At 62.0% G+C, this 20655-nt stretch carries 25 protein-coding genes; 15 read left to right on the top strand and 10 right to left on the bottom strand.

Annotated features, from left to right (window positions below; all coding sequences use genetic code 11):
- Positions 1–13 precede the first annotated feature (13 nt).
- The 4 genes from lptB to R3F72_RS02925 form a co-directional block, all read right to left on the bottom strand.
- Complete coding sequence (gene lptB / locus R3F72_RS02940) at positions 14–739, bottom strand: LPS export ABC transporter ATP-binding protein (RefSeq protein WP_303853452.1); 726 nt, start codon at positions 737–739, stop codon at positions 14–16.
- A gap of 100 nt (positions 740–839) precedes the next feature.
- Positions 840–1382, bottom strand: coding sequence for a lipopolysaccharide transport periplasmic protein LptA (gene lptA / locus R3F72_RS02935; RefSeq protein ID WP_303853453.1), 543 nt, complete (start codon positions 1380–1382; stop codon positions 840–842).
- Positions 1379–2005, bottom strand: a complete 627-nt coding sequence (gene lptC, locus R3F72_RS02930; protein ID WP_087717935.1) for an LPS export ABC transporter periplasmic protein LptC — start codon at positions 2003–2005, stop codon at positions 1379–1381. Before lptC ends, lptA begins: the two co-directional genes overlap by 4 nt.
- 150 nt (positions 2006–2155) lie before the next feature.
- On the bottom strand, positions 2156–3166 hold the full coding sequence (locus R3F72_RS02925; protein ID WP_087717934.1) for a KpsF/GutQ family sugar-phosphate isomerase: 1011 nt from the start codon (positions 3164–3166) through the stop codon (positions 2156–2158).
- 201 nt (positions 3167–3367) lie between these two features.
- Here R3F72_RS02925 and R3F72_RS02920 point away from each other — a divergent pair, with 201 nt between their 5' ends.
- From R3F72_RS02920 to hisD, 9 genes are all read left to right on the top strand, one after another.
- A complete protein-coding gene (locus tag R3F72_RS02920; protein ID WP_303853457.1) occupies positions 3368–4183 on the top strand; it encodes an ATP-binding cassette domain-containing protein in 816 nt (271 codons plus the stop codon).
- A complete protein-coding gene (gene mlaE, locus R3F72_RS02915; protein WP_110635231.1) occupies positions 4180–4962 on the top strand; it encodes a lipid asymmetry maintenance ABC transporter permease subunit MlaE in 783 nt (260 codons plus the stop codon). The genes R3F72_RS02920 and mlaE overlap by 4 nt, the downstream gene beginning before the upstream one ends.
- Positions 4959–5420, top strand: a complete 462-nt coding sequence (gene mlaD, locus R3F72_RS02910; RefSeq protein WP_087717932.1) for an outer membrane lipid asymmetry maintenance protein MlaD — start codon at positions 4959–4961, stop codon at positions 5418–5420. The genes mlaE and mlaD overlap by 4 nt, the downstream gene beginning before the upstream one ends.
- Before the next feature lie 26 nt (positions 5421–5446).
- Positions 5447–6139 (top strand): MlaC/ttg2D family ABC transporter substrate-binding protein, encoded by a 693-nt coding sequence (locus tag R3F72_RS02905; RefSeq protein ID WP_373419397.1) that lies wholly within the window; start codon positions 5447–5449, stop codon positions 6137–6139.
- Positions 6136–6501, top strand: a complete 366-nt coding sequence (locus tag R3F72_RS02900) for an STAS domain-containing protein (protein ID WP_087717931.1) — start codon at positions 6136–6138, stop codon at positions 6499–6501. The genes R3F72_RS02905 and R3F72_RS02900 overlap by 4 nt, the downstream gene beginning before the upstream one ends.
- Before the next feature lie 142 nt (positions 6502–6643).
- Positions 6644–6898, top strand: a complete 255-nt coding sequence (locus R3F72_RS02895) for a BolA family protein (RefSeq protein ID WP_332778876.1) — start codon at positions 6644–6646, stop codon at positions 6896–6898.
- Between the two features lie 57 nt (positions 6899–6955).
- Positions 6956–8218, top strand: a complete 1263-nt coding sequence (gene murA / locus R3F72_RS02890) for a UDP-N-acetylglucosamine 1-carboxyvinyltransferase (protein ID WP_087717930.1) — start codon at positions 6956–6958, stop codon at positions 8216–8218.
- Between the two features lie 18 nt (positions 8219–8236).
- Positions 8237–8884 carry an ATP phosphoribosyltransferase gene (gene hisG / locus R3F72_RS02885; RefSeq protein ID WP_087717929.1) on the top strand — a complete coding sequence of 216 codons (648 nt, stop codon included), beginning with the start codon at positions 8237–8239 and terminating at the stop codon, positions 8882–8884.
- Between the two features lie 75 nt (positions 8885–8959).
- The gene (hisD, locus tag R3F72_RS02880; protein WP_332778875.1) at positions 8960–10270 is read left to right on the top strand and encodes a histidinol dehydrogenase; all 1311 of its coding nucleotides are present in this window, start codon (positions 8960–8962) and stop codon (positions 10268–10270) included.
- 70 nt (positions 10271–10340) lie between these two features.
- On the opposite strand, the gene R3F72_RS02875 is transcribed toward hisD, so the two are convergent.
- Complete coding sequence (locus tag R3F72_RS02875) at positions 10341–11636, bottom strand: Do family serine endopeptidase (protein ID WP_087717927.1); 1296 nt, start codon at positions 11634–11636, stop codon at positions 10341–10343.
- A gap of 283 nt (positions 11637–11919) precedes the next feature.
- Here R3F72_RS02875 and R3F72_RS02870 point away from each other — a divergent pair, with 283 nt between their 5' ends.
- The gene (locus R3F72_RS02870) at positions 11920–12678 is read left to right on the top strand and encodes a Nif3-like dinuclear metal center hexameric protein (RefSeq protein WP_087717926.1); all 759 of its coding nucleotides are present in this window, start codon (positions 11920–11922) and stop codon (positions 12676–12678) included.
- An 87-nt stretch (positions 12679–12765) separates the two neighbouring features.
- Here R3F72_RS02870 and R3F72_RS02865 read toward each other — a convergent pair whose 3' ends face one another.
- Positions 12766–13218 carry a YhcB family protein gene (locus R3F72_RS02865; RefSeq protein ID WP_087717925.1) on the bottom strand — a complete coding sequence of 151 codons (453 nt, stop codon included), beginning with the start codon at positions 13216–13218 and terminating at the stop codon, positions 12766–12768.
- 187 nt (positions 13219–13405) lie between these two features.
- On the opposite strand from R3F72_RS02865, the gene zapE reads away from it, so the two are divergent.
- The 5 genes from zapE (at position 13406) to R3F72_RS02840 (ending at position 16972) form a co-directional block, all read left to right on the top strand.
- The gene (zapE, locus tag R3F72_RS02860; protein WP_087717924.1) at positions 13406–14587 is read left to right on the top strand and encodes a cell division protein ZapE; all 1182 of its coding nucleotides are present in this window, start codon (positions 13406–13408) and stop codon (positions 14585–14587) included.
- A gap of 217 nt (positions 14588–14804) precedes the next feature.
- Entirely contained in the window at positions 14805–15233 is a 429-nt protein-coding gene (gene rplM / locus R3F72_RS02855; RefSeq protein ID WP_087717923.1) for a 50S ribosomal protein L13, read from the top strand.
- A gap of 11 nt (positions 15234–15244) precedes the next feature.
- Entirely contained in the window at positions 15245–15634 is a 390-nt protein-coding gene (gene rpsI / locus R3F72_RS02850) for a 30S ribosomal protein S9 (protein WP_087717922.1), read from the top strand.
- Positions 15635–15811: 177 nt separating this feature from the next.
- A complete protein-coding gene (gene sspA, locus R3F72_RS02845; protein ID WP_087717921.1) occupies positions 15812–16438 on the top strand; it encodes a stringent starvation protein SspA in 627 nt (208 codons plus the stop codon).
- A 36-nt stretch (positions 16439–16474) separates the two neighbouring features.
- The gene (locus R3F72_RS02840; protein ID WP_087717920.1) at positions 16475–16972 is read left to right on the top strand and encodes a ClpXP protease specificity-enhancing factor; all 498 of its coding nucleotides are present in this window, start codon (positions 16475–16477) and stop codon (positions 16970–16972) included.
- A gap of 122 nt (positions 16973–17094) precedes the next feature.
- Here R3F72_RS02840 and R3F72_RS02835 read toward each other — a convergent pair whose 3' ends face one another.
- The 4 genes from R3F72_RS02835 to R3F72_RS02820 are packed head-to-tail and all read right to left on the bottom strand — an operon-like array spanning position 17095 to position 20539.
- Positions 17095–17649 (bottom strand): BON domain-containing protein, encoded by a 555-nt coding sequence (locus R3F72_RS02835; RefSeq protein WP_087717919.1) that lies wholly within the window; start codon positions 17647–17649, stop codon positions 17095–17097.
- A gap of 5 nt (positions 17650–17654) precedes the next feature.
- Positions 17655–18248, bottom strand: a complete 594-nt coding sequence (locus R3F72_RS02830) for a phosphoheptose isomerase (RefSeq protein WP_071232878.1) — start codon at positions 18246–18248, stop codon at positions 17655–17657.
- 22 nt (positions 18249–18270) lie between these two features.
- Entirely contained in the window at positions 18271–18675 is a 405-nt protein-coding gene (locus tag R3F72_RS02825) for a YraN family protein (RefSeq protein WP_087717918.1), read from the bottom strand.
- The gene (locus tag R3F72_RS02820) at positions 18659–20539 is read right to left on the bottom strand and encodes a penicillin-binding protein activator (RefSeq protein ID WP_087717917.1); all 1881 of its coding nucleotides are present in this window, start codon (positions 20537–20539) and stop codon (positions 18659–18661) included. The genes R3F72_RS02825 and R3F72_RS02820 overlap by 17 nt, the downstream gene beginning before the upstream one ends.
- Between the last annotated feature and the right edge of the window lie 116 nt (positions 20540–20655).

Raw genomic sequence — 20655 nt, 5'->3', positions numbered from 1 at the left:
GCGGGAAATCGGATTATAACCGGAATTCGTGACCAAGATAGACGTCGCGAACGCGCTGGTTGTCGAGAATGGCTTCGGGGCGGCCCTCGGCAATGATCTGCCCGTCGCCGACGATGTAGGCGTTGTCGCAGATATCCAACGTTTCGCGCACGTTGTGATCGGTGATGAGAACGCCGATCTCCCGATCGCGGAGCTGGCGGATGATGCTCTTGATATCGCCGACCGAGATCGGGTCGACGCCGGCGAAGGGCTCGTCGAGCAGGACGAAGGCCGGCTCCGTGGCCAGCGCGCGTGCGATCTCGACGCGCCGGCGTTCGCCGCCGGACAGGCTCATGCCGAGGTTGTCGCGAATATGGTCGACGTGAAAATCGGCGAGCAGCCGCTCAAGCTGTTCGCGTCGCCCGGCGCGGTCCAGATCCTTGCGCGTCTCGAGAATGGCCATGATGTTGTTGGCGACACTCAGTTTGCGAAAGATCGAGGCTTCCTGCGGCAGATAACCGATCCCGGCTCGCGCCCGGTCATGCATCGGCGCACGGCTGAGGTCGTGGTCGTCGATATGAACGCTGCCGGCATCGGACTTGACCAGGCCGACGATCATGTAGAAGGAAGTGGTCTTGCCTGCGCCGTTGGGGCCGAGCAGGCCGACGATGCTGCCCTGGCGCAGGGTCAGACTGAAATCGTGGACGACGCGACGTCCCTTGTAGCTCTTGGCCAGATTGGCGGCCGTTAGCGTTTTCATGGATGCGATCCTTGTGGCGACGCGGCGCAGAGCGATTCAGGCCCGGTGAGCGTGGTCGGGAGCAGAGCCCGAATCTTCTCTGGAATCATGACTGGAATGACTATTGGGACGACTGTTCGGAAGCGTTGCGCGGCGTAAGTGTCATGCGAACGCGACCGTCGCCACTGCCGTCGCCGTCCTGGCTGGAACGAGCCTGGACGCGGCGCGAGTCGAGATAGTATTCGACGTAGGCGCCATCGAAGGTATCGCCGGCCTGATGCAGCTCGGCGTTGCCGACCAGTTCCACGCGGCGCTCGGCGGCGTGATAGACGACGGTGTCGCCCCAGCCCTTGACGATCTCTTCGTCGGGCGCCGGTTTCTGTTCGAGGTAGGCGCGCTCTCCGCCCCCACCTTTGGCGGTGACCTGGTTGACCTCGCCGTTGTTACCCCGCTGGATGTCGACGCGTGCAGCCTTCAGTTTCATGCTGCCTTGTTGCATGTCGACATTGCCGGTGTAGACGGCAGTGCCCTGGCGGTCGTCGAGCTCGAACTGATCGGCGGCGATCTCGATCGGCGAGCTGGCATCGCTTTCCAGTGCCATGGTCGGAAGGCTGGTGAAGCCCAGTGCGGTAAGCACCAGGAGTTGGCCGAGTTCTCGCCTCATGATCCTTGATCCTCAGATTGCTGTGACTGGGATTGCTGTGATTGGGGTTGCTGTGGCAGGTGCCCCTGCACGTTGTCGGTCAGGCGCATACGGTCTTCGTTGATCCAGGCATCGAAGTGATCACCACGCATGCGCTGGTCATGCTGACGCAACACGGCGGGTGTGTCACTCCAGGCATGGGCTTCGCGATTGTCGTAATGCAGTGTCTGCGTTTCCAGGCTCCACGCCTGCTCCGGTTGTATCAGGCGCGCATTGCCCTCCAGGGTCAACTGCTCGCCGCTGCGATCCATTACCCCCGTGTCGCTGGTCACCTGCCACTGGCGCTGCTCGTCGTCGATGAGGTAGCCGTGGGGTGTCTCGGTACGAATGACATCGTCGGCGGGCGTGTGTACCAGCCGCGGCGTATCCAGGCGTTGATAGGCGCGCCCCTGAGCATCGAAGCGCGTCATGCTGGCCTCTTCGAGGTAGTAGTCGGGCTCGCCAGTCATGTTGCTGGTTGCGGACTCCTGCTGGTTTTCTCCACGCTGATCCAGATAGGTCAGCCCGCCACCCAGAATCAGCAGTAGTGCCAACAGGCCGAGGCGCCTCCACCAGGGTGACTGAAATCCGGCTGTCTTGGCCACGGTTGCTCCTTGTCTTAAACGAAAGCCTTGATCGAACTGGCATTGATGAACGTGAGCCTTGAAGGCTCGAACCGCGTCGTTGCCTTGGTGCTGGACACGACGGACCGCTTCATTGCAACGATGCCATCGAGGTATGGCCTCGATGGCAGGTCAGATGACCCCGCTTCTCAGCAGATCATGCATGTGCAGCGCCCCCACGGGGACGCCATCTTCGATCACGGCCAGTGCGGTGATTCGGTTGTCCTCCATGATCCGTACCGCTTCCGCGGCCAGCATGTCCGGCGTTGCCGTCTTGCCACCCCGAGTCATGACGTCATCGACACGAAGCAGGCTGAAATCGCCACGCTGGTCGAGCGTTCGGCGCAGATCGCCGTCGGTATAGACACCGACCAGCAGGCCGTGTTCATCGACGACGCAGGTGAACCCCATGCCCTTGAGCGTCATCTCCAGCAGCGCCTCTCGCAACGGGCTGCCGGTCGGGACGCTGGGGAGCCGGCTGCCCTCGTGCATGAGGTCGGCGACGCGCAGCAGCAGGCGTTTGCCGAGCGTGCCGCCCGGATGCGACAGGGCGAAATCGTCGGCGCTGAAACCGCGCGCCTCGAGCAGCGCCAGCGCCAGCGCGTCGCCCATCGCCAGTGCGGCGGTGGTGGAAGAGGTCGGCGCGAGATCGTGCGGACAGGCTTCGCGAGAGACGCCGACATCGATGTGTACATTGCTGTACCGTGCCAGAGTGGATGCGGGCCGGCCGGTCAGGCTGACGAGCGGCGCGCCGAGGCGCTTGAACAGCGGGAGCAGACCGGTGATTTCCTGGGTTTCGCCCGAATTGGACAAGGCGATGACCACGTCGTCCCCGGTGATCATGCCGAGGTCGCCGTGGCTGGCTTCGCCGGGGTGCACGTAGAAGGCCGGCGAGCCGGTGCTGGCCAGGGTGGCTGCCATTTTGCGGGCGACATGGCCGGATTTCCCCATGCCGGTCACGATGAGGCGGCCACGACAGTCGAGCAGCAGTCTGCAGGCAGCGTCGAAACAGTCGTCGAGTTTCTCGACGAGCTCACCAATGGCCTGCTGTTCCAGCGTCAGCGTGCGTCTGGCGCTGGCGCGGAAGTCTAGCGTAGCGGGTTCACTCTGAGGCACGGCGGAAGCGACTCGGGGATCGGTCATGGCATGAATGTCGGTCGTGGAATGGTGGGCGCTGGGCGATTTCGGCGCGGCGCGATACGCAAGAGTATACCTTCGATCGTCCGGCGATTCGTCCCTTTGCAGGATAGCAGGCGTGACGGCTGATCAGTGACGGCTGGTCGGTACCATCTAGGTTAAGATACAATGTTCGATAATTGATCTCACTGGATTGGTGGATGCTGCATGGATGATCCGATTATGGTCGAGGTCAAGGATCTGCATTTTTCCCGCGGCAACACGGATATCTTCCGTGGTGTCGACTTGCAGATTCCGCTTGGCAAGATAACTGCCATCATGGGGCCCAGCGGAACCGGCAAGACGACACTGCTGAAGTTGATCGGTGGTCAGCTGGTGCCGGACAGGGGGCAGGTTCTGATCGACGGCCAGGACGTACACCAGCTATCGCGGCGTTCGCTTTTCAAGCTGCGCCGTCGCATGGGCATGCTGTTTCAGAGCGGCGCACTGTTTTCGGACCTCGACGTGTTCGAGAACGTCGCGTTTCCGCTGAGTGTACATACCGAGCTGCCGAACGCCATGGTGCGTGACATCGTGCTGATGAAGCTTCAGGCGGTCGGGTTGCGTGGCGCACGCCACCTGATGCCATCCGAACTGTCCGGCGGCATGGCTCGACGGGTGGCGCTGGCTCGCGCGGTGGCGCTGGATCCGGATCTGGTGCTCTACGACGAACCTTTCGTCGGCCAGGATCCGATTTCGATGGGGGTATTGGTGCAGTTGATCAAGAAGGTCAACCAGGCGCTTGGGCTGACCGCCGTGATGGTCTCCCATGACATCAAGGAGACGCTGTCGATCGCGGACTACGTCTACATCATCGCCGATGGCAAGGTCATGGCGCACGGCACTCCGCAGACGCTGGACGTCAATGATGACGCCCATGTGAAACAGTTCGTGCATGGCGAACCCGACGGCCCGGTGCCGTTCCATTACCCGGCACCGGATTTCTTCGACGACATCCTGGCGCCGGCGGGGCAGTTCTCATGATGCGACATATCCATGCGCTTGGGCGGGCGACGCTCGATATCGTGAGTTCGATCGGCCGGGCCGGGCTGTTTCTGATCCAGTCGATCGTTTGCCTGCCGTCTCGCGAGGGCTTTCATCTTTGGGTCCGACAGATGCACTTTGTCGGCGTGATGTCGGGGGCGATCGTGCTGGTGTCCGGGTTGTTCATCGGCATGGTGCTGGCGCTACAGGGCTTTACCATCCTGGTCGGCTTTGGCGCCGACGAGGCGCTGGGGCAGATGGTGGCGTTGTCGTTGGTTCGTGAGCTGGCTCCCGTGGTCGCCGCGCTGCTGTTCGCCGGCCGTGCGGGATCGGCGCTGACCGCCGAAATCGGCCTGATGAAAGCCACCGAGCAGCTCACCAGCATGGAGATGATCGGCGTCGATCCGCTGCGTCGCATCGTGGCGCCTCGACTCTGGGCCGGTTTCGTCTCGTTGCCCATTCTGACGGTGATGTTCGCCGTGGTCGGCATCTGGGGCGGGTATCTGGTCGGCGTCGACTGGCTCGGCGTCTACGAGGGCTCCTACTGGAGCAACATGCAGGACAGCGTCGACTTCGTCGACGATGTGCTCAACGGCATGATCAAGAGCTTGGTGTTCGGGCTGGTCGTGACCTGGATCGCGGTCTTCCAGGGCTATGACCTGATCCCTACATCGGAAGGGATTTCGCGCGCGACCACCCGCACGGTGGTATACGCCTCGCTGGCGGTATTGGGCCTCGATTTCGTGCTCACCGCGCTGATGTTTGGAGACCTCGGATGAAGCGCAACAACTTGTTGGAACTGGGCGTCGGCATTTTCATGCTGGCAGGCATTCTGGGGCTGGTGTTCCTCGGGCTCAGGGTCAGCGGTCTGGGCGTTGGCGTGCCCAACGACACCTTCACGCTGACGGCCAATTTCGCCAACATTGGCGGGTTGCGGCCGCAATCCAAGGTCACTATGTCCGGTGTGCGCGTCGGCAAGGTGACCAATATCCAGCTCGACCCCAAGTGGTTCGATGCCAAGGTCACCATGGAGCTGGATTCGGAATACGAAGGCAAGCTTTCCAATGACACCACCGCGGCCATTCTGACCTCCGGCCTGCTGGGCGAGCAGTACATCGGCCTGACCGTGGGCGGGGCGCCGGAGATGCTGCATGACGGTGATGTCATCCACGACACCCAGCAGGCGCTGGTGCTGGAGGAACTCATCCAGCAGTTCGTGTCGAACATGGCCAATTGATTTCAGACGAGGAGTCGATGATGAAAATGAGTTTTGCGCGGTATGACTCGGCGGCGCCGAAGCGCGTGTCAGGCCTGAGCAGGGCCTGGATGGCGGGTGTTGCCCTCGTTGCGATGTGTCTGGCGAGCGTCGCGCCGGTGGCCCAGGCCCAGCAATCGCCGACCCAGGTGATTCAGCAGAGTGTCGATTCGCTGATGTCCGAGCTGGAGGGCAAGAAGGACTACTATGCTCAGCACGATGGTGAGCTCGCCAAGCTCGTCGATACCAACATGGCGGAAGTGGCCGATTTCCGTTACATCGGCGCCAGCGTCATGGGGCGCTATTTCCGTGGTGCCACGCCGGAGCAGCGGTCTCGGTTCGTCAACGTCTTCCGCAAGACATTGATCGACACCTATGCCAAGGGGCTGGTGACGTTCGACTACCAGACGCTCCGGGTGAAGGAGAGCGAGAACGCCGGACGCTACGAGGATCAGGCATCGGTTCCCATGGAGGTGGTTTCCACCAATGGTGAAATCTTTCCGGTCAATTTCACGCTGCGTCAGAATGATGGGCAGTGGAAGGTGATCAACGTGATCGTCAATGGTATTAACCTCGGTCTGACGTTCCGTAATCAGTTCGATCAATCAATGCGGGACAACAATCGTGACATCGAGACCGTGATCAACAACTGGGCGCCGGAAGTCGGTACCGACGAGCTCGAAAAGGGCGGCGACGCGTGAGTCTGCTGCTCGAACGAGAGGACGCCACGCTGGAAGTCGTCGACGGCAACGTGCTGACGATTCGCGGCGAGGCGGACTTCGACAGCGCCGGCCCGCTGGCCCAGGCGGGGCGTCACTGGCTGGCGGATCAGCCGGAAAATGCCAAGGTCTCCTTCGACCTAACCGGCGTGCAGATTCCCAGCAGCGCGGTGCTCAGCGTGCTGCTGGTGTGGGTGCGCAGCGTGCAGCGCCACTCGCTGAGCCTGCAGCGGGTGTCGCTGTCATCGGCGTTGAAGCGGCTGATGGATATCACCGAGCTGGCACCGCTGCTGCCCGCGGTCGAAACCACTTGCGTCGAGTCGACGCCGCCCCGCCACGACTAACCTGCTTCCATCGTCCCGTCTTGGCGAATGCTTGCGGATGTTTTTGCATGCCGCCAAGATCGCCAAGGCGGGGCGCTTTCCGCTACCATGTGGCGCTTTCCCTGCGCATCCGGCGCAGCAGCCACAAGGGAGCCCGATCGTCATGCAACCCAGCGATGTCAAAAGCCGTCTCGAAAGTCAGATCGATGGCTGTGAATTTCATATCCAGGGCGAAGGCTGCAACTTTCGGGTCATCGCCGTGGGCGAGGTTTTCGAGGGCATGAGCCCGGTCAAGCGCCAGCAACTGATCTACGGTGCCTTGGCCGACGAGATCGCTTCCGGCGCGCTGCATGCCATCAGCATCAAGACGTTTACGCCTGCCCAGTGGGAAACGGCGCCCGAGAATCCCGGCGTCTGATCTTTCTTCCGGGCCTCTCGGGCCGGTCATCTCTATTCGATTCTATAGCGAACCTTCATGGACAAGCTGATCATCACCGGTAATGGACCGCTCGATGGAGAGGTCTGGGCCAGCGGGGCGAAGAATTCCGCGCTGCCGATTCTGGCTTCGACGCTGCTCGCCGACGAGCCCGTTACCATCGGTAACCTGCCGCATCTTCAGGACATCACCACGACGCTCGAGCTGCTCGGCCGAATGGGCATCGAGCCGGTCATGGGCGAAAAAATGAGCATCCAGATCGACGGTTCGCAGGTGCGCGATTGCCACGCACCCTATGAATTGGTCAAGAAGATGCGCGCTTCGATTCTGGTGCTCGGTCCGCTGCTGGCGCATTTCGGTACCGCCGACGTGTCGCTGCCGGGGGGCTGCGCCATCGGCTCCCGGCCGGTCGACCTGCATATCCGGGGGCTCGAGGCGATGGGGGCCGACATTACCGTCGAGGGGGGCTACATCCGCGCCCGCGTCGACGGTCGGCTCAAGGGTGCCACGATCTTCTTCGATACCGTGACCGTGACCGGCACCGAGAATCTGTTGATGGCGGCTACTCTGGCTGAGGGCACGACGATCCTCGAGAACGCCGCGCGCGAGCCGGAAGTGGTCGATCTGGCCGAGTGCCTGATCGCCATGGGTGCCAACATTCGTGGGCAGGGCACCGATACCATCACCATCGAAGGTGTCGAGCGTCTCCACGGCTGCCACTACGATGTGATGCCTGACCGTATCGAAACGGGGACGTTTCTCGTCGCCGCCGCGGCGACCGGTGGGCGGGTTCGCGTGCGCAAGACCCGTGCGGACATACTGGAGGCGGTGCTGGCCAAGCTCGAGGAAGCCGGGGCGACCATCACCACCGGCGAGGACTGGATCGAGCTCGACATGGGTGGGCGCCGGCCCAGGGCCGTCAACCTTCGTACCGCGCCCTATCCGGCTTTTCCCACCGACATGCAGGCGCAGTTCGTGGCGCTGAATGCGGTGGCCGAAGGAACCGGCACGGTGGTCGAGACGATCTTCGAGAACCGCTTCATGCACGTGCAGGAGCTCAACCGCATGGGGGCGCATATCGCTCTCGAGGGCAACACGGCGGTAGTCACTGGCGTCGAGAAGCTGTCCGGCGCGCCGGTGATGGCGACCGATCTGCGGGCTTCGGCAAGCCTGGTCATCGCGGCGATGGTAGCCCAGGGGGAGACGATGGTAGACCGGATCTATCATATCGACCGCGGCTACGAGTGCATCGAAGAGAAATTGCAGCTACTGGGCGCGCGCATTCGTCGCGTGCCGAGTTAGGTGACGGCAAGAGAGAACATGAGCAACCAACTGATTCTGGCCCTGTCCAAGGGCCGTATTCTCGAAGAGACACTGCCGCTACTGGCGGATGCGGGTATCACGCCGGCGGACGATTTCGGCAAGAGCCGCAAGCTGCTGTTCGATACCAACCTGCCCGACGTCAAGCTGGTGGTCATTCGCGCGGTGGATGTGCCGACCTATGTCCAGCTCGGTGCAGCCGACCTTGGGGTAGCCGGCAAGGACGTTCTGCTGGAGCATGGCGCCGAGGGGCTCTACGAGCCGCTCGACCTGGGAATTTCACGCTGCCGCCTGATGACGGCGGGCATCGTGGGCGCGCAGCCGGCGCATGCCAAGCGGCGGGTCGCAACCAAGTTCGTCAATGTGGCGCGCCGCTATTACGCGGAGCAGGGCATCCAGGCCGAGGTGATCAAGCTCTACGGGGCGATGGAACTGGCGCCGCTGATGAACCTGGCGGACGAAATCGTCGATATCGTGGATACCGGCAATACCCTGCGGGCCAACGGCATGGAACCGCGTGAGCTGATCGAGAACATCAGCACGCGACTGGTGGTCAACAAGGCGTCGATGACGATGAAGCACGAGCGGCTGAGGCCGCTGATCGAGCGCCTGCGTCAAGCCGTGGCAACGCGTCTTCCAGCCGCCTGAGACGTCGATCCGTCAAGCGTGAATGGCGTGCCGGTCGGTGGACGGCGATCGGCCGAACGTAGAGAGAATGCAAAGATGAGCCAAACGACTACCATTGCCCGCCTCACCACGCGGGATGCCGATTTCGATACGCGTCTCGATTCACTGCTGGCCTGGGAAGGTGTCTCCGACCATGAGGTCGGGGGGCGGGTCGCGGAGATCATCGCCGCCGTTCGCCAGCGCGGTGACGACGCCGTGATCGAGTACACCAACCGCTTCGACCGTCTGTCCGCTACCGACATGGCCGAGCTGGTGATCGGCCCGGAACGTCTCGAGGCGGCATTCGAGGGCGTGCCGGCGGAACAGCGCGAGGCGCTGCGTCATGCCGCCGAGCGCATCCGGCTCTATCACGAGCGCCAGAAGCCGGAATCCTGGCAGTACAGCGAGCCGGATGGCACCGTGCTGGGCCAGAAGGTGACGCCGCTCGATCGGGTCGGTATCTACGTACCCGGCGGCAAGGCCGCCTATCCCTCGTCGGTACTGATGAATGCCGTGCCGGCGCACGTGGCCGGTGTGCGCGAAATCATCATGGTCGTGCCGACGCCGGATGGCATCGTCAACGAACTGGTGCTGGCTGCGGCGCATCTTGCCGGGGTCGACCGGGTATTCACGCTGGGCGGTGCCCAGGCCGTGGCGGCGCTGGCTTATGGCACTCGGAGCGTTCCTCGGGTCGACAAGATCGTCGGGCCGGGCAATATCTATGTGGCGACGGCCAAGCGCGCGGTATTCGGGCAGGTGGGCATCGACATGATCGCCGGCCCCTCCGAGATCCTGGTCGTTTCCGACGGCGGGACCGATCCCGACTGGCTGGCAATGGATCTGTTCTCGCAGGCCGAACACGATGAAGATGCGCAGGCGATTCTCGTCACCTGGGACGCCGGGCATCTCGAGGCAGTTCAGGCCTCCATCGAGCGGCTGCTGCCGACCATGGAGCGCGAGGCGATCATCCGCGAATCGCTGGCGCGGCGCGGTGCGCTGGTGCTGTGCGACGGTCCCGAGCAGGCGGTCGAGCTGATCAATCGGATCGCCCCCGAGCACCTGGAGCTTTCCGTGGAGGCGCCGCAGGAGATGGCAGAGAAGGTGCGCCACGCCGGCGCCATCTTCATGGGGCGCTACACCGCGGAAGTGCTGGGCGACTACTGCGCCGGCCCCAACCACGTACTGCCGACCTCCGGCACGGCACGCTTTTCGTCGCCACTGGGTGTCTACGATTTCCAGAAACGCTCTTCACTGATTCAGTGCTCCCCGGAAGGGGCCGATACGCTGGGCCGGACCGCCTCCGTGCTGGCGCGAGGGGAGTCGCTGACGGCGCACGCGCGCTCGGCGGAGAATCGCCTGAAGCGCTGAGCAGCCACCGTTCGGACCGGTTCGATCGCCGCCCTTGCCGGGGCGGCGATGTCGTTTCTGGCCTATGATGCTATGGAGAGGTGCCTTCCGTGTCGGTGCCTGGGGCAGGGGAGGCTGAATCATCGGCGTCCGCCGGTGCATTGGCTTGACGGGCGGCATCGTGGCCGGGCTCGACAGGTTGCGGGCGCTCGCCGACGGTCAAGGTGATCTCCCGCTTTTCACCGCCCCGGACGATGGTCAGCGGGAGCTGGGCGCCGGGCGGAATTTCGGCAATGTCGACCTGGGTTTCCCGCGGGTCGAGGATCGGCTTGCCATCGATCGCCAGCAGAATATCGCCGGGTCTTAGCCCAGCCTCGTCTCCAGGGCCGCCGGGCACCACATTGGCGATGATGACTCCGCTCAGTGTCTTGAGGCCGAACGAGGCGGCCAGGTCCGGGGTCATCTGCTGGGCGTCGATGCCCAGCCAGCCGCGGATGACACGTCCGTGGGTCACGATGTCGTCGAGGATGCCGCGTGCCAGATTGGCCGGAATCGCGAAGCCGATGCCCTGCGAGCCGCCGGAGCGGGAAAAGATCGCCGTATTGATACCGATCAGAGAGCCGTTGGCATCCACCAGCGCGCCGCCGGAATTGCCCGGGTTGATGGCAGCATCGGTCTGGATGAAATCTTCATAACGGCTCAGGCCGAGGTGATCGCGCCCGGTGGCGCTGATGATGCCCATGGTCACGGTCTGGCCGACGCCAAAAGGATTGCCGATGGCCAGCGTGACGTCACCGATGGCGATGTCTTCAGAGTTGCTCAGTTGAATGACCGGCAGGTTTTCCATGTCGATCTTGAGTACGGCCAGGTCGCTGTCCGGATCGGTCCCGATGACCCGAGCAATGGCTTCGCGCCCGTCTCGCAGCGCGACCTGGATCTGGTCGGCGTCGTTGATGACGTGGTTGTTGGTCAGGATGTAGCCTTCTTCGCTGGCTACCACGCCGGAGCCGAGGCTCGACAGCATGCGCTGGCGCTGCGGCATGTTCTTGCCATAGAACTGGCGGAAGAAGGGGTCCGACATCAATGGGTGTTGGTTGGTGTCGACGACGCGCGACGAGTAGACGTTGACGACCGCGGGGGCGGCGCGATTGACGGCCCTGGCGTAGCTGACCGGGCCTTCGTGACGATCCAGTGCCGGCGCGTCGACGACATCGGGTGGCGGCCGGTCGGCGTTCTGCGAGCCGGTCGTGGTGGCGATGCCAGTTGGCCGGGAGGTCTCGTCGGGTGTGTCTCGTCCCAGCAGTGATGGAAACGCGTAGAGCAAGACGACGGCAAGCAGAATGCCGCAAAGGGCGGGCCACAGATAGGCGGCTAGGTGGCGGCGCATGTGCTGAGTCCTTAGACTGAAAACCCGGGTGGTCTCGTTAAATCCGTATTGCCGCGTCATCGAGTCGGTATGTCATCCTCGTGACTTGATGATGCCGCAAGGCGGTTTATCGAAGCCTCGTCGACTGCGGCAAGCGATCGGATACGCAATCACATCAGGCTCGTCGATCGAGAGGAGACGAGAGAGAAACGACGTCCGTCATGACATCTCGCAACGTGGACGAGGCCATGGCGACAAGTGACATAAGTGTAACATTCACCAAGGCTTTCCGCTGGGAGACAGTATGATTTCGCGGCAGACGCTACAGGCGGCTATCGATACGGAGCTGCGTACCGACGCGTTCAAGGATTACACGGTCAATGGGTTGCAGGTAGAGGGACGGGAGTCGATCGGTCGGGTTCTGACCGGAGTGACGGCCTGCCAGGCGCTGTTGGACGAGGCCGTCGCGTGGGGAGCCGATGCCGTACTGGTGCACCACGGGTATTTCTGGAAGAACGAGCCGGTCAGCGTGACGGGGATGAAGCGCCGCCGTTTCGCCACCTTATTGAGCAACGATCTCAACCTGCTGGCTTATCATCTACCGCTGGATGCACACCTCACGCTGGGCAATAACGCCTGCCTGGGGCGGCGGTTGGGCTTCGAGGTGGAACGCTGTCTCGATGGCGAGCTCGGGCAGGGGCTGCTGTGGATGGGTAAGCCCGACACCGAACTGGATAGCCGGGCGCTTGCGGCTCGCATCGAACAGGCGCTGGGCCGCACGCCTCTATTGATCGAAGGGCATTCCGGTACCATCCGAAACGTGGCCTGGTGTACCGGCGGTGCGCAGGACATGCTGCCACTGGCGGCCGAGGCGGGAGCGGACGTTTTCATTTCCGGCGAGGTTTCCGAACGTACCACGCACATGGCGCGCGAAATGGGTATTACCTACCTTGCGGCGGGGCATCATGCCACCGAAAGAGACGGTATCCAGGCTCTGGGCGAGTGGCTAAAGAGCCGTTTCGACGTCGAGCACCGTTTCGTGGATATCGACAATCCGGCGTGAAGGAAGAAGGCCGGCGTGAAGGGAGAAAAAATAGAAGGGACGACCCGTCGGAAGCCGGATTTCGACTGCCGACGGGAGTGAAAGACATCAATAGCGAGGCGGTTGGGGAGTGTTCTCCTGCTGCTCTGCCGTCTTGCGCTGACGAACGCCATAATCCTCGGCTAGCGTGCCGCCTGTGCCGTCGGCGTAGTCACGCGGTACCTGCGGCGCATCGACGTCTTCGCTTTCGTCCTGAGTGCCGTGCAGCCGGCGTTTCAGTTTTAGGTCATCGACCAGCTTGTCCGCGCCATTGATCAGATGCTGCTCGAGATCATGGCTCTGGCGCTGAATGCTGGAAGCCAGATCGGCTACCTTGGCGAAGTGATCGTTCAAGGCATCCTTGACCTGATTGAGTTCCAGTTCGGTCTCGGCCAAGCGCTGGCGCACTTTCTGGTTGCGGGCCACGTTGGCATTCAGCAGATGATAACAAAGGGCGCCGATACCGATGCCCGCCAGGAAGCAGGCGATTGCCAGAATCCAGTCGATATTGCTTTCGTTCACAATGCGCTCCTCGTCGTCGTGCTGGGCACGACCTTTCTCATAGACCGTTCTCGGGGTCGGTGCGGGGCCATTATATCGACCCGCTCGGCTACCGGGTCAAACCTTCCTTGTCTGATTGCCACTGTCAAGACTTTCGTCGGAGGTTATAATGCCGCCACCTGTTTCGACGTGAGGTCACGATACCGCCATGAGTTCTCCCCAGTCTGCGACGTCAAATCCGAACGCCATGACGCCGATGTCACGCTACCGTGCCGATCTGGAACGTGATGACTTCAGCTACGACGCCGCGCAGGAGAATGCCGTCAAACATCTGCAGCGCCTGTATGACGATCTCCAGCGAAGCCCGGCTCCCAAGCCGTCCGCGGCTGTCTCCGGGGAGTCGAAGCTTTCCAAGGTGGCGGGGCTGTTCGGCAAGCGCAAGGCGTCGGAGCCCCAGGCACCCGAGAAGCCGCAGGTGATGGGGCTCTACTTCTGGGGCGGTGTCGGCCGCGGCAAGACCTACCTGGTCGATGTGTTCTACGAATCGTTGCCGTTCGATCGCAAGATGCGCACGCACTTCAACCGGTTCATGCAGCGCGTGCATCGTGAGCTCGAGGTGCACAAGGGCGAGAAGAACCCGCTGACGCAGATCGCGGCCAAGTTCGCCGGAGAGGCGCGCGTGATCTGTTTCGACGAGTTCTACGTCAAGGACATCACTGATGCGATGATCCTGGGGAATCTCATGGAGGCGCTGTTCGCGCAGGGTGTCGTGCTGGTGGCGACTTCCAACATCGTGCCTGACGATCTCTACAAGGACGGCCTGCAGCGGAGCCGGTTTCTTCCGGCAATCGATCTGCTCAAGCGCCACTGCGAGGTGGTCAATGTCGATTCCGGCGTGGACTATCGCCTGCGGGCACTCGAGCAGGTCGAGATATTCCATTCTCCGCTCGATGCCGATGCCGAAAAGCAGCTGGCGAGGAGCTTCCGTTCAGTGGCCGGTAGCGAGGGGCGGCGCGAGGAGACGCTGACGGTCAACCATCGCGAGCTGAAAGCGCGCCGTCGCCATGAAGGCGTCGTCTGGTTCGATTTCAAGATGCTCTGCGACGGACCGCGCAGCCAGAACGATTACATCGAGCTGTCGCGGGAATTCCATACGGTGCTGGTGTCGGATGTGCCGCGCATGGGCGGGAGTAATGACGATCAGGCGCGACGCTTCATCAGCATGGTCGATGAATTCTACGATCGCGCGGTCAAGCTGCTGCTCTCTGCGGAGACCGAGGTCGAGTCGCTCTACACAGGGGGCAACCTCAGTTTCGAATTCGAGCGTACGCTGTCGCGCCTTCAGGAAATGCAATCCCGTGACTATCTGGCGCTGGCGCACAAGCCGTGAAGCAGGTCGGAGCCGATCGCCTGCAGTGCTGTGTAGCAAATTGCAAGTCGATCTTTCGTCGTTCATCGGGCTCGTGTACAATGCGCGCTCTTCGATTCGTTACCGTCTGAACGGGAGCTGTTCTGCAGCCTTCGGTGGGCGAGTAACCCAAGAAAAATAGGGATGGCCGAGAAGCATCCGCTTCGACGCCCAAATACGCTTATTTGGTGAAACACTCATGAAGACGTTCAGTGCCAAGCCGCATACCGTGCAGCGCGATTGGTATGTCGTTGATGCATCGGGCAAGACGCTCGGTCGTCTGGCGACAGAAATCGCTCGCCGCCTGCGTGGCAAACACAAGCCGGAATACACCCCGCACGTCGACACTGGCGATTACATCATCGTCGTCAATGCCGAGAAAGTGCACGTGACCGGTAACAAGGCGCAAGCCAAGAATTACTACCGTCACACCGGGTATCCGGGCGGTCTCCGTACCATGTCGTTCGAGAAGTTGATCGACCATGCGCCGGAGCGAATCATCGAAGGCGCCGTCAAGGGCATGCTGCCCAAAGGCCCGCTGGGTCGTGCCATGCACGCCAAACTCAAGGTGTATGCCGGTACCGAGCATCCGCACGCCGCGCAGCAGCCGCAAGAACTGAACATCTGAGGGTAACCGTCATGGCACAACAGTATTACGGCACCGGGCGTCGCAAGACCTCTACCGCTCGTGTGTTTCTCAAGCCGGGCACCGGCAAGATCACCGTCAACGATCGCGAACTGGGCGAGTTCTTTGGTCGCGTCACGGCACAGATGGTCGTGCGTCAGCCGCTGGAACTGACCGAAACGACCGGCCAGTTCGACGTCTACGTCACGGTCAAGGGCGGCGGTGGTTCCGCTCAGGCCGGCGCGATTCGTCACGGCATCACGCGCGCGCTGATGGAATACAACGAGGAACTGCGTCGTCCGCTGCGTGCGGCTGGCTACGTGACCCGCGATGCTCGTGAAGTCGAGCGTAAGAAAGTGGGTCTGCGCAAAGCTCGTCGTCGTCCGCAGTTCTCCAAGCGCTGATCCTGCAGGATCGCCTCTGCGCTCAACGCCCGACTTATTCAGTCGGGCGTTTTGCTGTTGGTATATGGCTGTTGGTGCGTGGCGGGTGTGCATTCTAGCTCCCCGTGGTCGGCGAGGCGCCCGGCCGGGTTGCCCGTCGTGTTATCATGGTCGTTGAATTAATGCGAGGAAAGTTTCATGGGTGTAGTGGCCAAGCGATCGTCGATGACCTTTTACTCCGGCAGTGAAGATCATTTCAGCCATCGCGTCAGAATCGTGCTGGCGGAAAAGGGCGTGGCTGTCGATATCCTGGACGTCTCGGCCGACGAGCATAACGCTGAGCTGGCGGATCTGAACCCTTACAACAGCGTGCCTACGCTGCTGGATCGTGATCTGGTGCTCTACGAGTCCAAAGTCATGATGGAGTATCTCGATGAGCGTTTCCCGCATCCGCCACTGTTGCCGGTCTACCCGGTAGCGCGTGCGCGGAGTCGTCTGTGGATGCATCGCATCGAGCGTGAATGGTGTCCGCTGGTGGAGCAGATCCAGCAGGGTTCCAAGAAGGATGCCGACAAGGCGCGTAAGGAACTGCGTGAGAGTCTGACCGGGATCTCGCCAATCTTCGAAGACATGCCGTTTTTCATGAGTGAAGAGTTCACCCTGGTGGATTGCTGCATTGCACCGATCCTGTGGCGTCTGCCGGCGCTGGGCGTCGAGTTGCCGGAGAAGCAGGTCGCTCCGTTGATGAGCTACATGGAGCGGGTCTTCGCGCGTGACGCTTTCAAGGTGGCGCTATCCGAATCCGAACGTGAGATGCGTAGCTGAACGGCGCCTGTCGTAAGCTGCCTGAAAGGAGATGACATGCTGACTAGCCGTCCCTATCTGGCAAGAGCTCTTTATGAGTGGTTGCTGGATAACGAGCAAACACCGTATATCGTGGTCGATGCCGGGAAGCCCGACGTCAAGGTGCCGCAACAGTTCGTGCAGAATGGTCAGATCGTGTTGAACATCGCGCCGGCAGCCGTGCGCGACTTGATGATCGACAATGCGGCGGTCACTTTCGGGGCGCGCTTCAGCGGTCAGCCGATGCAGGTCGTCGTGCCGATGGACGCTTTGATCGCTATCTATGCTCGCGAAAATGGTGTGGGTATGGTCTTCGGCCAGGAGCCGGTCATGCCGAACTTCTCTGGTGGAGAGGAGGAAGAGCTGGAGGAGGAGGGACGCCCGACGCTGGAAAGCGTCGAGAACCGCTCGGAAAATACCTCTTCGAAGTTGTCCGAACCTGCCGACGAGAAGAAAAGTGACGAAGCGCCAAACCGGCCCGAAAAGGGCAAGCCGTCGTTGCGTATCGTGAAGTAGGCTGGCGTTTGCATTTGTCGCTGGGCCTGCCTTCATGCCAGTGACAAGTGAGGAATCATAAAAAGCCGCTGCCGAATCAGATTCGGCAGCGGCTTTTTCGTCACGGACCTGCGCCCGGGTGATTAGTTGAGGTATTCGAACACCTTGACGATGCGCTGGACACCGCCCACGCCGGAGGCGGCGCCGGTTGCTTGGCTGGCTTGCTGTTGCGTGACAAGCCCCATCAGATAGACCGTGCCATTCTCGGTAATGACGCGAATCAAATTGGCGTCTAGGTCCTCGTTGGCGACCAGATTGGCCTTGATGCGCCCGGTGATCCAGGTGTCGGTCATGCGCTGGCTGACCGGCGTATTGGCCGATACCATCAGCTCGTTATGAACCTGGCGAACGCTGCGCACGTTTCGGGCGATTTCCGTGGCGCGCTGCTTGAGCTCGTCGCTGGGCACCTGGCCGGTCAACAGGACATTGCTGTTGTAGCTGTCAACGTTGACATGGGCGTCGCCGTAACGAGCGTCCGCGGCGTTGAGAGCGTCGAAAATCTTGCTCTGGATACTGCTGTCTTCGACCTTGGCGCCGGGCGTGCGCTCGGCGTAGTTCTCTTCCTGGCTTCCGGTGGCGCATCCGCCAAGGGCCAGCAGGCCGATCAGACAGGAGGAAACGATCAGTGTCTTCTTCATGGGTCTCACTCGTTGCTGCCAAATAGCTGTTGGTCGATCAGATCACACAAGCAGTGAATGACCAGGAGATGAACTTCCTGGATTCGTGCGGTGGAGGTTGCCGGGACGCGGATTTCGCAATCTTCCTGACCCAATAGCGAGGCCATGTCTCCGCCGTCGCGTCCTGTCAGGGCAACGACGCTCATTTCCCGATCATGCGCGGCCTGGATGGCCTGGACCACGTTGGCTGAATTGCCGCTGGTCGAGATCGCCAGCAGGATGTCGCCTGGCTGGCCCAGGGCCCGGATCTGCTTCGAGAAAACATCATTGTAGCTGTAATCGTTGGCGATCGAGGTCAGGGTCGAGGTGTCGGTCGTCAAGGCCAGCGCCGGCAGGCTCGGCCGCTCGCGCTCGAAGCGATTGAGCAGCTCGGAGGAAAAGTGCTGGCTATCACCGGCGCTCCCCCCATTTCCGCAGGCCAGGATCTTGCCTTCGCTGACCAGGCACTGGACCATCATCTGGCTGGCGACTTCGATGAAAGGTGGCAAGACTTCGCTGGCGTAGGTCTTGGTATCGATACTGGCGTTGAACAGGTCGAGTATGCGTGTTTGAAAATCCATGGGCTGCCTATTAGGGCCTGGGTCAATATGCGTCGAAGGCTGCACGAATCCAGTCGAATTCGAGCAGGGGAGGGCTTCCGGTCACGCCCACGACGTCGAAGCGGCAGGGGCATGATAGCTGTTGCGCATGAAGATAAAAACGCGCGGCCTTGATGATGCGTCGCTGCTTGGCTGGCGTGATCGTTTCGAGCGGATTGCCGTAGTCGCTGCGTTGGCGGTGACGCACCTCGACGAACACGAGATCCTCGCCGTCGCGCATCACCAGATCGATCTCGCCGCCCTTGGCGTGCTGATTACTGGCAACCAGCGTCAAACCCTGTGTCGCGAGCCAGCGGGCAGCAGCCTGCTCGACCTGCTGCCCGAGTTGGCGCCGACTAGTGGGCGCTGCCTGGTTGGCTGGCTTCGGTCGATCAGTTGGCGTTGACATCGTCGGTATCGAGTGCGAATCCGTTGAGATCGCTGTTGGCCGAGTTTCGTGATTCTTCCTGCGATGTGCTGCCGGCGGCGCCGTCAGGATTCGAGGGCGAGTGAGTCGGCGTGGCTGCCGGTGCCATCAGTAACGGTTGTGGCGTGCCGGACTGGAACAGCGCCCAGGGTAGGGTGCGCTGGATGCGGCCATCGTCGCGCGCCTGTAACGTCCCGGTGGCGCCGAAGATCTGCGTGTTCGGCAATGCCTGGATCAGCGGCAGGCGGCGGGCGAGCTCGTAGGCATCGACGCCCATGGCGTTGAGCTTGAGCAAGCCGGGGTCGCTGTCTTCCTGCGATAGTCGGCGGAAGGTGGAAACGAAAGGCAGGGCGTCGACACCGCCGACGGCCGCATCCGGAATCATCCATGGAATGTCGAGGAACTGTACGCCGTTCAGGTCATGATCGGCGCGAGGCTGTGGCGTGCCCTCGTAGAGGTGAGAGGTGGCGTAGACAGGCAGATCGCCGGCGTAATAGAACTCCAGAGTTGGTGGTACCTGGCGGGCGTAGCTGGGCAGTGCGAGCAGGAACAGCATGTCCATGCTCGAAGGGTCGCTGTCGAGCAGATTGCGTACCGCCGTGGCCACGGATCCCGACGGATCGTAACTGACCACCGAATCGACGTTGCCGCCCTCGGCCTCCCACGCGTTGTGGAACGCCGCCAGAATACGTGAGCCCCACTCGTTATCCGGCACCATGATGCCGGCCCGGCGATGACCGTCGAGATACGCGCGATGGGCGACCTGGCGTGCCTCGTCTTCTGCCGACAGACCGTACTGGAACAGGTTGGTTGCCTGATTGTGTGCATGCTGCCCATAGTTCAGCGCGAGCGTGGGCAGAGGCACGCTGCCGCGGGTTTCCAGTTCGCTGACCTTGTCCTTGTCGAGCGGGCCGATCACCGCCTGGGCGCCGTTCATCGTCGCCTGGGCGTAGAGGGCGTCGAGATTTTGCTGGCTGGAATCGATGAAGGTCAGTCGAGGGATGCGTTCCCCCTGGCTTTCGGCGTCGCTGGCGCGGGCTTCGAGACCCTGGCGGATAGCCGAGGCAATGTTGGCCAGCGGGCCGCTGTCGGGCAGGAGTACGGCGATCTGGTCGACCTCATTGCCTTCGAGCTGACGTAGCGTCGACAGGTCTTGCGGGAGTCGTCGATTGGCCGGGTGGTTCGGATAGCGGCTACGCCACTGATCCAGGCGATCGAACAGGTTGGAGATATCACCGCCGCTGGTACGGTAAAGGCGGGCGAGATCCACCCAGCCCTGCGTGACCGGGTCGCCATCCGTCGCAGCCAGGGCATTCAGCGCGGTGGGACTGAGGCTCGACAGCGGCTTCCAGATATCGTCGTTCAGCTCGTAAGGGGCATTGTCGCGCTGCAGGCCGATCAGCAGGCGGGCAGCCGCCTCCGGTTCACCGATCATGTTCAGGGCAAGGCCGCGGCGATAGCGCAATGTCTGTCGATCGCCGGTCGAGAGCTCGGTCGTGCTATCGAGAATGTCGGTGGCGCGAATCACGCTCTGACCATCTTCCTCGGCTAGCGCGCTGTCGGATAGCACCATGGCCCAGCGGATTCGTTGGGTGCCGTCGAGCTGGGTGCTGTCGATCTGGCTAGCGACCTGGAGTGCCTGCGCCGTGTCGCCCTGGCGTGCTAGGATATCCGCCGCCTCGAGGCGGGAAGTGGCAGCCTGTTGGCCGCTCTGGGTATTGGCCTGCTGGAGTAACTCCTGGGCGCTCGGGCCACTGATGCCCTGCATCATGCTCTGGCCCGCACAGCCTGCCAGTGTCAGAGTTGCCACCAATGGCAGGAGGAGTCGCCGCAGCGCGTTGCACATAGTGTCTTTCCCTTTACTTGTTGAGAGGTCTTGCGCCCGGGACACGAATCGCCGATGAAACCGCCGCGATAAATCGTAGCCCGAAGCATTGACCCTTACCCGTTCCGCTAGAAGGC

Origin of the sequence: Salinicola sp. 4072 (assembly GCF_036663415.1) — a bacterium.
Lineage (GTDB): Bacteria > Pseudomonadota > Gammaproteobacteria > Pseudomonadales > Halomonadaceae > Salinicola > Salinicola salarius_A.
Note: the sequence above shows the minus strand (reverse complement) of the source record. Positions and strands in the feature narration are given on the sequence as shown.

Bases quoted from the DNA above. Each gene is read 5' to 3' on its own strand.
- lptA (WP_303853453.1), bottom strand. From the start codon at position 1,382: ATGAGGCGAGAACTCGGCCAACTCCTGGTGCTTACCGCACTGGGCTTC.
- mlaE (WP_110635231.1), top strand. From the start codon at position 4,180: ATGATGCGACATATCCATGCGCTTGGGCGGGCGACGCTCGATATCGTG.
- R3F72_RS02875 (WP_087717927.1), bottom strand. From the start codon at position 11,636: ATGCGCCGCCACCTAGCCGCCTATCTGTGGCCCGCCCTTTGCGGCATT.
- R3F72_RS02820 (WP_087717917.1), bottom strand. From the start codon at position 20,539: ATGTGCAACGCGCTGCGGCGACTCCTCCTGCCATTGGTGGCAACTCTG.
- R3F72_RS02920 (WP_303853457.1), top strand. From the start codon at position 3,368: ATGGATGATCCGATTATGGTCGAGGTCAAGGATCTGCATTTTTCCCGC.
- R3F72_RS02825 (WP_087717918.1), bottom strand. From the start codon at position 18,675: ATGTCAACGCCAACTGATCGACCGAAGCCAGCCAACCAGGCAGCGCCC.
- R3F72_RS02835 (WP_087717919.1), bottom strand. From the start codon at position 17,649: ATGAAGAAGACACTGATCGTTTCCTCCTGTCTGATCGGCCTGCTGGCC.
- murA (WP_087717930.1), top strand. From the start codon at position 6,956: ATGGACAAGCTGATCATCACCGGTAATGGACCGCTCGATGGAGAGGTC.
- rpsI (WP_087717922.1), top strand. From the start codon at position 15,245: ATGGCACAACAGTATTACGGCACCGGGCGTCGCAAGACCTCTACCGCT.
- lptB (WP_303853452.1), bottom strand. From the start codon at position 739: ATGAAAACGCTAACGGCCGCCAATCTGGCCAAGAGCTACAAGGGACGT.
- mlaD (WP_087717932.1), top strand. From the start codon at position 4,959: ATGAAGCGCAACAACTTGTTGGAACTGGGCGTCGGCATTTTCATGCTG.
- R3F72_RS02830 (WP_071232878.1), bottom strand. From the start codon at position 18,248: ATGGATTTTCAAACACGCATACTCGACCTGTTCAACGCCAGTATCGAT.
- sspA (WP_087717921.1), top strand. From the start codon at position 15,812: ATGGGTGTAGTGGCCAAGCGATCGTCGATGACCTTTTACTCCGGCAGT.
- R3F72_RS02905 (WP_373419397.1), top strand. From the start codon at position 5,447: ATGAGTTTTGCGCGGTATGACTCGGCGGCGCCGAAGCGCGTGTCAGGC.
- R3F72_RS02925 (WP_087717934.1), bottom strand. From the start codon at position 3,166: ATGACCGATCCCCGAGTCGCTTCCGCCGTGCCTCAGAGTGAACCCGCT.
- zapE (WP_087717924.1), top strand. From the start codon at position 13,406: ATGAGTTCTCCCCAGTCTGCGACGTCAAATCCGAACGCCATGACGCCG.
- hisG (WP_087717929.1), top strand. From the start codon at position 8,237: ATGAGCAACCAACTGATTCTGGCCCTGTCCAAGGGCCGTATTCTCGAA.
- hisD (WP_332778875.1), top strand. From the start codon at position 8,960: ATGAGCCAAACGACTACCATTGCCCGCCTCACCACGCGGGATGCCGAT.
- R3F72_RS02870 (WP_087717926.1), top strand. From the start codon at position 11,920: ATGATTTCGCGGCAGACGCTACAGGCGGCTATCGATACGGAGCTGCGT.
- rplM (WP_087717923.1), top strand. From the start codon at position 14,805: ATGAAGACGTTCAGTGCCAAGCCGCATACCGTGCAGCGCGATTGGTAT.
- R3F72_RS02895 (WP_332778876.1), top strand. From the start codon at position 6,644: ATGCAACCCAGCGATGTCAAAAGCCGTCTCGAAAGTCAGATCGATGGC.
- R3F72_RS02840 (WP_087717920.1), top strand. From the start codon at position 16,475: ATGCTGACTAGCCGTCCCTATCTGGCAAGAGCTCTTTATGAGTGGTTG.